The sequence below is a fragment of the Agreia bicolorata genome (genome assembly GCF_000938265.1).
Lineage (GTDB): Bacteria > Actinomycetota > Actinomycetes > Actinomycetales > Microbacteriaceae > Agreia > Agreia bicolorata.
Window position 1 is genome coordinate 167372 of sequence record NZ_JYFC01000002.1, and the last position, 14668, is coordinate 182039.

The 14668-nt window shown below is 65.7% G+C and carries 14 protein-coding genes; 7 read left to right on the plus strand and 7 right to left on the minus strand.

Annotated elements, in window-relative coordinates; all coding sequences use genetic code 11:
* The first annotated feature begins 180 nt into the window (after positions 1 to 180).
* Positions 181 to 1812 (plus strand): sensor histidine kinase, encoded by a 1632-nt coding sequence (locus tag TZ00_RS04335; RefSeq protein ID WP_044439612.1) that lies wholly within the window; start codon positions 181 to 183, stop codon positions 1810 to 1812.
* 13 nt (positions 1813 to 1825) lie between these two features.
* A complete protein-coding gene (locus TZ00_RS04340) occupies positions 1826 to 2518 on the plus strand; it encodes a response regulator (protein ID WP_044439613.1) in 693 nt (230 codons plus the stop codon).
* A 6-nt stretch (positions 2519 to 2524) separates the two neighbouring features.
* Here TZ00_RS04340 and TZ00_RS04345 read toward each other — a convergent pair whose 3' ends face one another.
* Positions 2525 to 3127 (minus strand): hypothetical protein, encoded by a 603-nt coding sequence (locus TZ00_RS04345; protein ID WP_044439614.1) that lies wholly within the window; start codon positions 3125 to 3127, stop codon positions 2525 to 2527.
* Positions 3128 to 3221: 94 nt separating this feature from the next.
* On the minus strand, positions 3222 to 3893 hold the full coding sequence (locus TZ00_RS04350; protein WP_044440268.1) for a GntR family transcriptional regulator: 672 nt from the start codon (positions 3891 to 3893) through the stop codon (positions 3222 to 3224).
* Between the two features lie 102 nt (positions 3894 to 3995).
* On the opposite strand from TZ00_RS04350, the gene TZ00_RS04355 reads away from it, so the two are divergent.
* Complete coding sequence (locus TZ00_RS04355; protein ID WP_044439615.1) at positions 3996 to 5276, plus strand: MFS transporter; 1281 nt, start codon at positions 3996 to 3998, stop codon at positions 5274 to 5276.
* Between the two features lie 67 nt (positions 5277 to 5343).
* Here the strand turns inward: TZ00_RS04355 and TZ00_RS04360 are convergent, their stop codons facing one another.
* From TZ00_RS04360 to TZ00_RS04375, 4 genes are all read right to left on the minus strand, one after another.
* Positions 5344 to 6312 (minus strand): DMT family transporter, encoded by a 969-nt coding sequence (locus TZ00_RS04360; RefSeq protein WP_044439616.1) that lies wholly within the window; start codon positions 6310 to 6312, stop codon positions 5344 to 5346.
* Between the two features lie 134 nt (positions 6313 to 6446).
* A complete protein-coding gene (locus TZ00_RS04365; protein ID WP_044439618.1) occupies positions 6447 to 7925 on the minus strand; it encodes an SPFH domain-containing protein in 1479 nt (492 codons plus the stop codon).
* Positions 7926 to 7959: 34 nt separating this feature from the next.
* The gene (locus TZ00_RS04370) at positions 7960 to 8448 is read right to left on the minus strand and encodes an NfeD family protein (protein WP_044439619.1); all 489 of its coding nucleotides are present in this window, start codon (positions 8446 to 8448) and stop codon (positions 7960 to 7962) included.
* Positions 8449 to 8518: 70 nt separating this feature from the next.
* Positions 8519 to 8782 carry a hypothetical protein gene (locus TZ00_RS04375; protein ID WP_044439621.1) on the minus strand — a complete coding sequence of 88 codons (264 nt, stop codon included), beginning with the start codon at positions 8780 to 8782 and terminating at the stop codon, positions 8519 to 8521.
* A gap of 185 nt (positions 8783 to 8967) precedes the next feature.
* Here TZ00_RS04375 and TZ00_RS04380 point away from each other — a divergent pair, with 185 nt between their 5' ends.
* Together TZ00_RS04380 and TZ00_RS19895 are read left to right on the plus strand one after the other, a co-directional pair.
* Positions 8968 to 9300, plus strand: a complete 333-nt coding sequence (locus tag TZ00_RS04380; protein WP_044439624.1) for a DUF7882 family protein — start codon at positions 8968 to 8970, stop codon at positions 9298 to 9300.
* A gap of 98 nt (positions 9301 to 9398) precedes the next feature.
* Complete coding sequence (locus TZ00_RS19895; protein ID WP_161793726.1) at positions 9399 to 9566, plus strand: hypothetical protein; 168 nt, start codon at positions 9399 to 9401, stop codon at positions 9564 to 9566.
* Here TZ00_RS19895 and TZ00_RS04385 read toward each other — a convergent pair whose 3' ends face one another.
* On the minus strand, positions 9567 to 9980 hold the full coding sequence (locus TZ00_RS04385; RefSeq protein WP_044439626.1) for a TIGR03618 family F420-dependent PPOX class oxidoreductase: 414 nt from the start codon (positions 9978 to 9980) through the stop codon (positions 9567 to 9569).
* A 29-nt stretch (positions 9981 to 10009) separates the two neighbouring features.
* On the opposite strand from TZ00_RS04385, the gene budA reads away from it, so the two are divergent.
* Positions 10010 to 10762: an acetolactate decarboxylase gene (budA, locus tag TZ00_RS04390; RefSeq protein ID WP_044439627.1), complete on the plus strand. Its 753-nt coding sequence runs from the start codon at positions 10010 to 10012 to the stop codon at positions 10760 to 10762.
* Between the two features lie 402 nt (positions 10763 to 11164).
* Complete coding sequence (locus TZ00_RS04395; RefSeq protein ID WP_044439628.1) at positions 11165 to 14230, plus strand: dsDNA nuclease domain-containing protein; 3066 nt, start codon at positions 11165 to 11167, stop codon at positions 14228 to 14230.
* The last annotated feature ends 438 nt before the right edge of the window (positions 14231 to 14668 follow it).

The window sequence follows — 14668 nt, forward strand, 5'->3', positions numbered from 1 at the left end:
GTCTTTGTGAGGGGCCGCCACAACACCGTGGCGACTCTGCCTGAACTACTGCGGCAATCCTGCGGGCGGCGGCCAGGCATCCGACGCTTGTGTTCATACTGTTCGCGCCGCGCCTCTGCGCATTCGACGTCAACGCGTGAGGCGCGTAGCGTATGTCGGCAGGGCGCAAGGGAGCATTCGATGAACGGTCGACGACGAAGGGTCAGCATCGCAGCGCGGCTGTTCGCCGTGCAGGCCGTCTTCGTGATCGTGGCCGTGGGTCTCGCCGTGGTGCTGCTGGCTCTGGATGCCCGTGGCCGGGCCACCGCAGATGCGTCGGCCCGCAGTATGGTCACCGCGCAGGCCGTCGCCCACAATCCGTTCGTGATCGAGGCCGTGCAGCAGCCGAATCCCTCCAGCGTGCTCCAGCCCTACGCCGTGACTCTTATGGATGACACCGACGTCGACTTCATCACCGTGATGGCGCCGGATCGCACGCGCTACACTCACCGCGACCCAGAAGAGATCGGCAAGCCGTTCCTCGGCACGATCGCCCCGGCGCTCGCGGGAAAGTCGTTCACCGAGACCTATACCGGCACTCTGGGACCGTCGGTGCGCGCGGTCGCGCCCATCCTGGGTGCTGACGGCAGGGTCGTGGCTCTCGTCTCGGCCGGCATCACCCTGAGCCAGGTCGACGCCGAGTTCTGGCCGCGAGTGCACCTGCTGCTGGGCGCCGGCGCCGCGATGATCGCAGTGGGAGCGCTCGTGTCGTGGCTGTTCAGCCGCTATCTGCGCCGGGTCACGGCGGGCCGCGGTGCCGAGGAGCTGGGCCAGGTATTCGCCTACTACGAGTCGGTGCTGCACTCGGTGCGCGAGGGCCTGGTGCTCGTCGACGATCGCGGGGTTCTCGTTCTCTACAACGACCATGCCGCCGACCTGCTGGGCCTCACCGCGGGCGGACCAGAGCGCCCGGTCGACGAGCTCGATATCCCGGGCTCGCTCAAGTCTCTGTTGCTGCAGGAGGGCGAGGCGCGCGACGAGGTCTTCGTGACCCGTGACCACGTGCTCGTCGTGAACCATCAGCCGGCCCTGCCGACCGAGGCGCAGCGCGGCTCGGGCCGCATCCGATCGCTGGGCACTGTCACCACACTGCGCGATCGCACCGAACTGCTGCGGGTCACGGGCGAGCTCGAGTCGATGCGAACGATGTCGGATGCGCTGCGCTCGCAGACGCACGAGTTCGCAAACAGGCTGCACACGATCGCGTCACTGCTCGAGCTCGGACGAAGCGACGAGGCGCTGCGTTTCGCCGCAGACGAACTCAACCTCAGCCAGCGCCTCACCGACCGTGTGCTGGTGTCGATCGACGAGCCCGTGATCGCCGCTCTGATGCTCGGAAAGGCGGCGCAGGCGCGCGAGCGCGGGGTGGCTCTCAAGCTCGAGACGCATCTCGACCCGGGAACGCAGGGGTTCGAACCGGTTGACGTCGTGACGATTCTCGGCAATCTCGTCGACAACGCGCTCGACGCGGCCGCATCCGGAACCGCTTCGGGAACCGAGCCGTGGGTCGAGGTCTATCTGGGTCTCGGCGACGGCGAAGACGATCTCGTCGTGCAGGTCTCGGACTCAGGGCCGGGCATCGACTACGACGCGCGCGAGCGGGTGTTCGGTCGGGGCTACTCGACGAAAGAGACGGATGCCTTCGGCCGGGGCCTCGGCCTGGCTCTCGTTCGGCAGACGGTCGCGCGTCTCGGCGGAACCATCGAACTCAGCGAGCACGTGGGCGCAGTGTTCACGGTGACGCTGCCGATGCCGGCTCGGGTCGAGTGGTGAGCGGGGGCTGCTCATGATCAGGGTGCTGATCGTCGAAGACGAGGTGATCACGGCTGAGGCGCACGCTCTCTATGTGGCACGGCTCGACGGATTCGAGGTGGGCGGCGTCGCGCACACCGGAGCCGAGGCGGTGCGGCTGCTCAAGGCGTCGCTGGGCGCGGAGGCCGAGCGCATCGACCTGATTCTGCTCGACATGAACCTGCCCGACATCGATGGGCTCGAACTGTGCCGCCGCATCCGGGCCGGCGGCGTCGACGTCGATGTGATCGCCATCACGGCGGTGCGCTCGGCTGAGGTGGTGCGGGCATCCATCGCGGCCGGCATCGTGCAGTACCTGATCAAGCCGTTCACCTTCGGCGTGTTCACCGACAAGCTCACGAGCTACCGCGACTTCCGCAGCCTGTTCGCGCAGTCGCCGACGGTGGCGAGCCAGCGGGATGTCGATGGCGCATTCGCGGCGCTGCGCACCTCGAATGACCCCGGCCTCGGAAAGGGGTTGAGCCCCGAGACGCTCAACTCCGTGTCGACACTCCTCGCGGAATCAGGCGGGGGAGTGTCGGCGCGCGAGCTGGCGGAGGAGATCCGCGCGTCGAGGGTCACGGCTCGGCGCTATCTCGAATACCTGGCCGATTCGGGACGCGCCGACCGGGTGCCTCGCTATGGAACGCCGGGCCGCCCCGAGGTGGAGTACCGCTGGCGGCAGTGACGCGGCCTACTCCCGGACCGTCGTGACGACGTCGACGATCGAGGGCGCGGGTGGAGCCGATCCGAAGCCGAATGTCACCGGGGGATCGAGCGGAGTCATCGCACCCAGGCTCTCGCCCGAACGGGTCACGACGACATCATCGAGCGCGCGAATGAGCGTCACGCCGTAGAACTCCTGCCGCCCGTTGCCGGCTGACCCGGCCGTGTGCACGCCCGCCACGAGGCGGCTCGCGACGGGATCGATGACCCGCAGCCAGGCGGGATGCGTCGCCACCAGAGACGGAACCACCCGCAGCAGCCTGCCAAGCGTCGAGAGGGCGCCCACGCGCATCCGCACCGACAGATCGCCCGCGGTCACGGCAAGACCGCCGTCGACGCGCCTGGTCGTGACGGGCAAGACCCGCACCTCGTCGAAGGAGTATGTCGCCGACACGAACTCGGCGATCTCATCGTTGGGCGCGAGAAGGGTTCGGTGCCCGGAGGCGTCTTCGAGCATCACATCGGTGAAGGGGCCGAGCGGTGACTCCGCCCAGATTCCGATGACGATGCGCGTGCCGGAGGATGTGCCGAAGCCTGCGATGCGACCCGTGAAGCGGTGTTCGGTGACCATCGGGCCAGCATAGGTCGTGAGCCTTGTACTCGATTCAGGAGGAGAGCGTGGCCTCGTGGAACGTGGCAACGGCGGCGCTCTCCTCTTGAATTGGCTACGGCACCGCCTGCGCTCGACGCCACTCGTCGGAGCTCAAGGACTCGCGAAGCCGCTCGTGGGTTCCGCGGATGTGCTCGGCGATCAGCGCGGCAGCGAGATCCGCGTTGCGCGCGCGCACGGCGTCGAGGATGCGAAGGTGCTCGTCGCGAGCATGATCGCGCGAGCCGGCCGAGCTGGCCTCGAGCCAGCGAGTGCGCTCGAGGCGACGCAGCGACGTCGCAACCGCCGTGCTGAAGAACGGATTGCCGGAGAGCTCGGCCAGACGCGAGTGGAAGTCGCCGCCCGCCCGCACGCTCTCGCCGGCAGCGTGCACGTCTGCGGTCGACTCGAGTTCATTCTCCAGCGTGTCGAGTTGCTCGTCGGATGCGCGGTGAACGGCGAGCCGCACTGCCGCCGTCTCGATAGCCTCGCGGTACTCGGCGAGCTGCGCGATCTCGGCGAGGTCGATCGGCGCGACGGCGAAGCTGCGACCGTCGCGGCGCACAAGTCCCTCGGCCTCGAGGCGCACGAGAGCCGCCCGCACCGGCGTTCTGGATGCCGCGAACCGCGCCTCGAGGCCCCGTTCGGCCAGGCTTTGGCCGGGCAGCAGGTCGAGAGTGAGGATCGCGGAGCGGAGTCGCTCATACAGCTGCGTCGTCTGTGAGGCCCGCTCGGTATCGTCTGTCATGCCTGCGCCCATCTGCCCTGAAGAAACTCGACTTGATTGGTATACCGTAATGGTATACCAATTAACGTGCGTGCTCGAGGAGCCGTACGAAGGAGCAACCCCATGACGTCCACCGCGACAACCCGCACAGCCGGTGCCATACGCATCCAACCCCGTGCCTGGCTGAACCTCGGGCTCGGTGTGGGCGCCCAGGCCGCCGGAACGGTCTTCATCAATACGCCCGCGTTCCTCATATTGCTGCTGCACACGCAGCGCGGACTCACCCTGGCGGAGGCCGGGCTGTTGGCCGCGACACCGACCGTGGGAATGGTGCTCACCCTCTTCGCCTGGGGTGCCCTCGTCGACCGCATCGGAGAGCGCTGGGTGATCACGGTCGGGTTGACTGTCACAGCGATGGCGGCGTTTGCCGCCATGACGGTCGACGGGTATGTCGCCATCGGCGCGTTTCTCCTCGTCGGTGGAATGGCTTCGGCGAGCACCAACTCTGCGAGCGGCTCGTTGGTGGTGCGCTGGTTTCCGAGCAGCCGCCGGGGGCTGGCAATGGGCATCCGCCAGATGGCCGTTCCGCTCGGAGTGACGGTGGCGGCCGTGTCGGTGCCCGTGGCCGCCGAGAGCGGCGGTGTGGCGCTGGCTCTGCTTGTTCCGGGGCTGATCGCGGCGGTGTTCGCGGTAGCCTGCGGGCTGGGCATTCGCACCGCGCCGCGGGGCGCTTCGGATGCGCGTGCGGCATCCGCCCTGCCTGCCGCTGCCGCCGGCATCCCCGGCACCGGCGGCGGCGTCGCTGCACCGGTCACGCGAGCCGCCAATCCCTATCGGGGCAGCACCTTTCTGTGGCGCATCCACGCGGTGTCGGTTCTGCTGGTCGTGCCGCAGTTCACCGTGTCGACGTTCGGCCTGGTGTGGCTGGTCACCGAGCTCGGCTGGAAGCCTCTCGCCGCGGGCGTGCTCGTGGGCGCAGCACAGTTCGTGGGCGCGATCGGGCGCATCCTCGTGGGGGTGTGGAGTGACAGGCTCGGCAGTCGCGTGCGCCCACTGCGCTGGGTCGCGATGTCGGCGGGCGTCGTGATGCTGCTGCTCGCCCTGTCGGATGCCGTGGCCTGGGGTGGCGCGGCCGTCGTCTTCGTGATCGCCACGGTCGTGGTCGTCGCAGACAACGGGCTCGCCTTCACCTCAGTGGCCGAGACCGCGGGGCCTGCGTGGAGCGGCCGGGCTCTCGGGGTGCAGAACACGGGACAGTACGTTGCCGCCTCGATCGTGGGCCCCGCGGTCGGGGCGCTCATCGGACTCGTGGGCTATCCGCTGGCCTTCGTGGCGGTGGCGCTGTTTCCGGCTGCGGCGATCGCGCTGGTGCCGCGCATCAGCGAGGAGCGAGACCACCTCTGAGTCGTCTGTTGCCCGCGACGACGGATGTTGCCGGTCGCCCGGGCACATTCGTCGCTGCCAGCAACATTCACGCGGCTCCGGTGGCCCGGTCTGTGAGGCGACGGGGCCAGCGGAGTCGACGCTGGGCGAGCAGGATGCCCAGGAACACGAGCACGGCACCCAGAGGCTCGTTCCACGAGAGCGTCTCGCCGAGAACCAGGATGCCCAGCGCGACTCCCACGATCGGGGTCAGATAGGTGACGGTGGAGGTCACGGTCGGACCCCACGTGAGGAGAACGTTGATGTTCCAGAGGTAGGCGAAGCCGGTGCCCATGATTCCCAGAACGAGAAGGCTGGCGACGATGGCCGGTGTGAGCTGCACTGCACCGATCGCCACGATCGGCGTGAGCAGCAGCATGATGGCGCCGCCCAGGCCGATCTGCAGAAACGCCGTGGTGACGCCGGATACGCCTCGGCCCGTGATGAAGCGCCGGAGGTAGCTGAAGGTGAATCCATAGCAGACCGCCGATCCGAGGCAGGCGAGCTGGCCCGCGAGTTCGGTCACGGGCGAGCCGGTGGCGGCAGCGGTGGGCACGAAGCGCCAGGGCCCGATGATGACGATCACGCCGACGATGCCCACTGCGACGCCCACGACCTGAGCGCGCGAGAGCTTCTCGACGCGGAACACCAGTGTCGCCATGATCGCGGTGGTGATCGGCGTGACGGCGTTGTAGATGCTGGCGAGGCCGCTCGACACGTACTGCTCGGCCCAGGCGAACAGCAGATAGGGCAGAACTGACCCCGAGATGGCCACGACCACGAAGTGCGCCCAGACCTTTGGGGAACGCGGCAGTGAGCTGCGAGTGATGAGCATCACGATGCCGAGGGCCAGCCCGCCGAGCACCAGACGGCTCCAGGCGACCTGACCGAACGAGGTGCCCTCGAGGGCCACCTTCATAAAGAGAAAGCTGGCACCCCACACGATACCCATGGCGGCGAACTGGATGCCGGCCGAGAGGTTCGTGGTGCCCTCGGCGGTGCGGTGCGTGGTGCTCATCCACTCACGGTAGCGGTAACCACGGACATGCCTGAGCGCCCTGGGTCGATACGAGTCGAGCGCGGGAGTTCGCGCTGGCCGCGGTGGCTGGGCCACCGCGATGGGCACGAACTCCCGCGCTCGGCGGGATGCTGCTAGATGACTGGAGACTCGGTCTCGGTCTCGGTCTCGGCCGCGGGCGGCGTGGCCGTCGCCGGGCGAACGGCGCTGCCGACTCCCGCGCTGCCGGCGCCAGCGGACTTAGCCGCGAGGCCTCCTCCGATGCCTGCGAGCAGTGCGCTGAGGTCAAGGCCCGTGGCCTGCTTGATGACCTCGGGTAGTTCTGTCATGTTCTGCGCCACAGACTTCGTGAGCGCGCTCGCGCCGTCTGTCGAGATGATCGAGATGTTGTCGACGTTCGACAGCGGCTCGGCCATACGACGTGCCACTTCGGGCATCGCGTCGATCGCTCGGGATGCGAGGGCCTCGCGACTCAACAGGTTCTGCGCCTCGGCGAGCGCCTTGACCGCGGCCGCCTCGGCCTCACCCTTCGCGCGGGTGGCGGCCGCGTTGGCGTTACCGAGAGCGGTGATCGACTCTGCCTCGTTGACGGCCGCGGTGCGTGCCGCCTCTGCCGTCTGCTGGCGACGGTAGACCTCGACGTCGACGGCGGCCTTCTCGGTGTCGCGATCAGCCTGGGCCTTCTGCACCGCGGCATAGGCCGCGGCCTCGGCGGGCTGGCGAACCTCGATGTTGAGTCGCTGCTCGGCGACCTTGGCCTGTTCGACCACGGCCTCGCGCTCCTTGCCGGCCACGAAGGTGGCCTGCTCGGCGCGGGCGAGTTCACCGGCGGCGTCGGCCTCGGCATTGGCCCGCTCGGTGTCGGCCTTGATCGAGGCGACGCGGATGTCGAGCTCGCGCTGACGCTCAGCCGTGAGCTGCTCGTTCTCAATGCGCGACAGGGCTGCGGCGCGCACAGTCTCCGCCTCGCGCACCTCGGCGATCTGGCGGGCCTGGGCGGCCTCGGCCCGACCGCGGTCGGCGAGGTATGTCGAACCCGGCGTCTCGATTTCTCGGATGTTCAGGGTCTCGATCTGCAGGCCCAGCTCGGCGAGCTCGCCCTTGGTCTCGGTGACCGCGTCTTGTGCAAGCTGGGCGAAGTTCTTCACCAGCTCGTCGACGGCTCGGCCGCCGATGAGGCCACGCAGCGATCCTTCGAGCGACTGCTGCACGATCTCGGGAAGTTTCGCCTGCTGCAACAGGTAGCGCTGGGCGGCGCGGCGCACGCCGTCTTCGCTGCCCGTGACCTTGAAGTTGACCGTGGCCTTCACCGAGGTGCGAATGAAGTTGCTGTCGATCGCGGTGACGTCGACCGAGGTCTGGTACTGCTCGAGCGAGAGCTTGAAGCCCTCCTGGAAGATCGGCCAGATGAACGTTCGCCCACCGATGATGACCTTCTGGGGCGAGGTGATTCCTTCGGCTGCGCCCTTCGCGGCGCCACGGCCGACCACGATGAGTGCCTGGTTCGGCGGAACGCGGCGGATTCGGCTGGCGATGAAGCCGAGCAACGCCACGATGATGACGATGACGACGACCACCGCGACGATGGACGTGTTGCTGCTGATGAAGTCCATGTACTGGGCTTCCTCTCTGTAGGGGACTGTGGTTCTAGGAGGCGGCGCTGTCTTCGATGATCGGCTCTACCTTGACCCGATAGCCGTCTTCTTCGACGACCCGGATGCGCGTCTGCGCCGCGATGGTCGCCTCGCTGATGGCGGGTCGCCGTTCGAGTTCGCGCACGTCGTCGAGCCGCACTTCACCGCCGGTGGGGCCGGTGCTCACCGTCGTGAATCCGACGAGGCCGACCGGCGAGTAGTGGCCACCGCTCTCTTGTTTGGCGATGTGACTGACGAACAGCTGAATGGCGACGAGTGCCACGAGTGCGAGGCCCACGGCGATGACATAGGTGAGCCAGGTGGGCAGATCATTCGACACGGTGATGACACCGGCGACACCGAAGATCGCGAGTGCCGCTCCGATCGCGATGCCCGAGACCAGGCCATCGCCGATGCCGACGAGATCGAGCAGATCGCCGATGACGATGCTCGTGAGCAGCAGAAGCAGGCCGATCGCGCCGACGATGAGAAACGGAAGCATGCGGCACCTTTCGTGTCGTAGCTCCTCTAGCATGCCCTACTCGGGGGTGGGCCTGCCAGGTCGGGTGTGCTCAGTCGTAGACCCGAACCAGCGACCACTCCCTGTCTGAGGCCGACCAGATCACGTCGAAGACGAAGCTCACGCCGAGTTCGTTGGTTGCCTGGAATCGCCACCCGCGAACTCGTGGAGGGTGCGTGACCCGAGACCAGGCGAGATCTTCGATTGGCGTGGGCCTGTCGGAGACGCGCCAGCGCCGACCGTTCCACACCATGCGCGAGGGCACGTCGTCGTCGACCCACAGGGTGACCGCTTCGGCTGTGTACGAAATGCTCATCCGCCCCACTCCTTCGAATATGTGTTCGAGTAAAACTCGAGCATACGCATCCTGCCGCGACACGCCAAGAGCGGGTTTTTTACGAATGAAGTCGTGCTTTGTCAAGTCCCCGGAGGTGGTCTTCGAATGTTCCCTACAGTGGTGCGGGCCCGCCTTCCGAGGCGTGCGCACCGAAGAAAAGAGCAATGGGAAAACTGATTTACGCGCGATCCGAACTCGAGATCGACATCGCCGACCGGGCGCTGCTGCACCTTCAACTCGTCATCGGGGCCAAGCTCCGCAGGGGCGAAAGCTTCTTCTTCTCGTGGAAAGAAGATGTCTCTGTGGGAAGTGGTCGTTCGAGCATCTGGCTGACACCCGCTCTGCCTCTCTACTTTCGCTTCATCGACTCGAACCTCGGCCCGATCAACCGAGAATGGATGGACCTCCTGGCCGCGTCGGCGAACAGCGGGCAGGGGCTCGTCTACACAGAGGAGCCGGGCGTTCCTCCCACATGGAAACCGCGTGGTCATGTCTGAGCGGATTGTCTCTCTCTGCGAAGTCGCCCACTAGGCCTGTTGCATCGGGCGTTCGGCGACGTACCCTATGCAGGGCAACGAGCAACGGGAGCGATCAGATGGACGACGCAGAGGAGCACGACGAGACTCCGCCCTCGCCGGCGCGACCTCGTCGCTCGATGAACTCGAAGGCTATCCCCTACGGAACCGAGGAGATGTCGGGCTTCTTCTCTGACGAGTGGGAGTCGGGCTGGGAGATCAACCACACGGTTGTTCCGCCGCGCTGATCAGCCCTCTGTGGGTGCCGGCGTCGCACGCAGTCCGCTGGAACCCAGAAGGCTGTCGACATCCACCCGGATCACGACCCGCGCCGGGTTGACCCGCGGCTGCCGATACCTGACCGCGTACCGGGCCACGGCATCCGCAACGGCCTCGGCCTCGCGGTCGATGCGAGCCGGCCCCGACAGGGTGAGCCAACGGATGCCGTCGACCTGGCTCACTGTGGCGTGCCCTGCGCGCTCGATGTTGCGCACCTTCTGCGTGCCGTCGCCGGTGATGATGCGCAGAACGCCGTCGGCGTAGGTGAATCCCACGGGCACAGAATGGATGCGGCCGCTCGGCGAGATGGTCGACAGGATGGCGAGATGCCGTTCCGTGACGAACTGCTGGCCCTCCTCGGTCAGGTCGGCTGAGATGCTCATGATCCACAGGCTACGTCAGGTGTGAGCGGATGCCTGACGGGCATACTGAGCGGGTGGACGATCGACGACGAACAGTGTTCCAGACCAGTCTCATGAGCGCGCTTCTCGATGGCGTGTACGACGGCGACCTGACGGTGGGTGAACTGCTCGAGCACGGGGACTTCGGTCTCGGAACGTTCAATGCGCTCGACGGCGAGATGCTCGTGCTCGACGGGGTGTGTCATCGGCTGCGGGCCGACGGATCCGTGGAGCGAGCATCCAATGATGATCTGACGCCGTTCGCCGTGGTGATGCCGTTCGAGCCGGTGACCGGATTCGACATCACCACGCGCATGTCGCGCGCAGACGTGGTGGCGCGCATCATCGAGCTCGAGGACTCGCAGAACTACCTGTTCGCGGTGCGGGTGCGCGGCCGCTTCGAATCGGTCGTGACGCGCACGGTCAGGCGGCAGGAGAAGCCGTATCCGCCGATGCGCGAGGCGGTGAAAGACGAGGCGATCGTCACCTTCGAATCGATCTCGGGAACGGTCGCGGGCTTTCGCACCCCGCTGTACGAGCGGGGGATCGGTGTTCCCGGCGGACACGTGCACTTCATCGACGACGAGTTGTCGACCGGAGGGCACGTGCTCGACTTCGTTCTGGAACACGGACGCGTCGACATCTGCAAGGGTAGTGACCTGCAGTTGAGGCTGCCGCTGAGCACGACGTTCGGGGAGGCCGACCTTGACCCTGCCGACCTCGACGACCAGGTGCGCAACGCGGAGAACCGCTCGCCTCGGTGATCTTGCCATACCCGCGCGCGGCGAATGTTGCCCGCAGCGACGGATGTGCCCGGGCGACCGGCAACATCCGTCGCCCGGGGTAACGTGCGTCGCAGCCTTGTGGAGCCTGTGTCGCAGTATCCCAGGGCCGAGGATTGCTTGGGCCAGTCAGTAGTTGTTTGGGCGAGTCAGTAGTTGTTTGGGCGAGCCGGTGGTGCTTCTACACGCGAGCGACTGCTTCTGTACACGCGGAGCGCAGATGACGAGCGGCTGCGCACGATTGCGCGGCACATTGGGGAACTGCGACGATGAGTCCTGATCTGATGCTCTCCCCAACGGATCGCCGACGCCGCCCGAGCCCTGAAAGATGAACACAGCCCGAGACGCGTCTACACGTCAACTGATCTTGAGAGGTTTCTGGTGATGATTCCTTCGGTACCGGTCGATGCGACGCAGACCGGAGCGCGAACGCGAGCCCGATTCCGGTATCAGGATCGGGTGATCGCACTCACCGTGATACGACTTTTGAACGAGGAATCCCTCGAGTCCGTTCTGGTCGAGTACGGGACCGACGTTACTCTCGAGTACATCGGCGGAGACGTCGAGCTCGTGTCCATCAAATCTCGCGATCCCCACCAACAGGGTTCCATCGGATGGACATGGGATGCATTGAAAAAACAGCATGTCCTTCATCACCTCTATCAGCTCTGGCGCACTCACCCGCAGGTGAAAACAACGGTCTATTCAGAGGCGCCGCTTCAAGGCGACGCCGTCCGACTGACCGACCCGGCGACCAAGATCTCGCCCGAGATGCTCTCCCGTGTTGCAAAGCACATCGAAGCGTCGAAAGAAGAGGCGGCAGCGTTCCTTTGCTCCTTCGCCTGGGGGCCTCCGACGCCCCGCGACTCCGATCTTCTCGTGATCGCGGAACAACAGACCCGCCGATATCTGGAAAAGGAGGGACGTGATCCGAGCGGTGCGGTCGCCGCGTGCCAAGCCCTGATCGAGGCCATCGAACATGCGAGCACAGGAGACCCGCGAAGAAATCCCTCCGGGCGCCCCACCCGCCGGCAGGTGGACGATGCGCCATCCGTTCTGGCGCAGGCACGGAGACTGACTGCCAAGTCGCTTCGGGTCATCGTGCTCTCCGCCGCTGAGGAAGCGACAAAGAAGCGCGCCCGACTGACATCCAGCCCCACGTTTGTCGGGCATCCGGAACTCATCACCGACATCGTGAATGCGCTCCGGGATGGTCAGACGTGCGCTCTGGTTGGTCCCCCCGGTGCGGGAAAGACCAGCATCGCATTCGAAGTCGCGGCGAGATCAAGTCCCCCGTGGGCAGTGCACTTTATTGACGCATCCGGCGCGACAGAACTGGCGTTGTCGCTCGCCTCCTTCACGGGTGTATCGCCGGAGTCAGACGCCCCTCTGGCACAGACGGCAGCATTCCCCGGAGATGGCGCCGACCTCCTCATCATCGATGGAGTGACCGACCCCGAGGTCATCGCCCCATACCTGCGTGCAACGGGCGCAGCCCGAGTGCTAATCACGTCGACGAGCAGCCGGCTGACGGCCAACGTGACCGTGTTTCCTGTCGAAGGCCTGTCGGCCGAGGACACCTTTGAGTACCTCTCCAAGAACTGGCCCGACGCCGTTGATCTCGCCGAGGACCTGTACAGAGAAACCCATGGAAACGCGCTAGCCCTCAGTCAAGCCTCGGGCACGGCGCGCCTTGCTGGCCTGAGCCCGGAGGTCTACCTCCAGACATTGGCGACCTCACCCGTGGCTGCACTGTCTCTGCGAGGTGAGCGCCCGTCCGATCACACCGTCGCGAAGTCGATCATGCTCGCACTTCAGGTCCTTCAGACGCACTCACCGCAAGCATTCGACCTCCTCACCGCCCTGAGCGTCTTCGGGAACGGCCCAGTGGACGTCAGTAGATTCGCCGACAACACCATCCGAGTATTCCTCCCTGGGCGAGATTTCCTCGAGAAGACGTTCCTTCAGAGCCAACCGCCCACCACCCCGCTGCTCGAGACGCTCCGCGACCCCGCCGGCCGAGCAGAACTCACCGCCGCGCTAGTCGCCGCCAGCCACGTGCGATGCGTCGGCGAATCTGTGCTTGTCCACCCGCTCGTCCGACGCCTTAACCTTGCGACGGCGGACGACCTCACAATCCCTCTGGAACTCGCGATCGGTTCGTTCGACATCTTCGGGCAAGGAACGCCTCGGCGTGGCGGCACCTTCGACGAGCTGCGACTCATCGACGGCGTCCTTGCTCGCTGCACTGAACGCGGAATCCTTGGCCCCGCCTATTACCGGGCAGCGCAGCATGCGTCGCTGCTTCTCTCGTCCATCGGTGCTCGCGATCGCGCCCTCGAACTCGCGGTCGAAGCACACGACTGGGTGCTGCGATCGATAGCCAAGGGCCAAGCGCCAGATGAAATGCGCTTCTTCGCCGATAACGCATACGCGTTGTCACTCAGCAGCATCGGCAACCACGACGAAAGCGCACAGCTACTTCTCCGGTCGGTCGAGGACATCAATCGCAAGTTGACATACCTGCTCCGCAAGCGCTGGATCACCCGCATCCCACCCAAAGATGCCAACACAACGAATGCCCTGGCACACGCCAAACTCGAAGCAGTTGCCCACCTCGTTCGTATCGCGGCTGAGTCGGGTGATGCCTCGCTTGCAGTAGCGATTCAGCTTCCCAGCGACGAAGAAGCCGAGCAATGGCCTGGCGCCACCGAAAGGGCGACGTATTGGACAGCGCGAGCGCGATGGGAATGGTTTTTTGGGGATCCTGATGCGGCCACCATTGCGGCCCACAACGCTGTCCAGCTTGTCCGGGACGGGCGGGTGCGGAGGGATGTTGCAGCCGAAGCTCTTGCAGTCGCGTCAGGCAAGTTCCACAACCAAGATCCGCAGGTGCGCGCCAGCCTCGCCGAGGAAGTCCTCAGTACATACACTCAAGAATTCGGTGACGGGGCTAAAGACACCATCGAGTACATCGTTCTACTGACCGAGTCCGCCGACGCGCACATCGACAACGGCGACACCGTCGCCGCAAGGCGAGTCGTAGAAGAAGCCCACCAGCTTTGGACCGAATCATTCGCAGACGACAAGTTCTTGTACGGACGAGTGCTCGCAGCTCGAGGACGGCTGGCCCTCACCGAGGCCATTCATGAAGCCGAATCTGTCGCTCGGGTGCTCTCATGTCTAGTCCGGGCTCGCGTAGATCTCCGCACAGCGGTGACGATAGCTGCGGAGATGCCAGGGAGATTCCCGACGGACCGCGCGTCGATCCTCATCAACTACGCCACCACCCTGGGTTACCTGGAATCCTTTCCCGAAGCAATCGAGGCGGCGGAGCTTGCCTTAGAACTGGATCGGCAGCGCTTCGCCGAAGGTCACCCCGAGATCACCACCGACAAGCAGGTGCTGGAGGGCCTCCACGCGATGCGCGCCACCGCGACACGGCTCTAGCGACCAACCTTTTTGCGCAGCATGTGATGAGCGTGTTTGAACGACCCAGCTGCTCGCTCGCTGCCACGAATGAGTCGTCCATCGACGATCACGTCACACCGATTTGAGTCTCGAGATTGAGATTGAGATTGAGATACCGCACGGTGTCGTGAACACAAAGGTCGCGGCTCGATATCGTTCTCGACGTGGTGTGCTTCGCGGCCCAACGACTCCATCGGCAACCGTCCGCTCATCCCAACGAACGCCCTGACGGTCGAAGTGGACTTCACCTCCCCGTCCTCGAGGAACCAAACGCGCCCGGCATCCGCAATACGGGATAGCCCGCATCACCGGCCGCACGACATCCCGATGCACCACCAAAGCAATCGCCCGGACACTCACATGAGCGCGGGAGCAAGTTCATGCTTGCGGGGACCAGCTTGCTCGGCGCGGGGCATC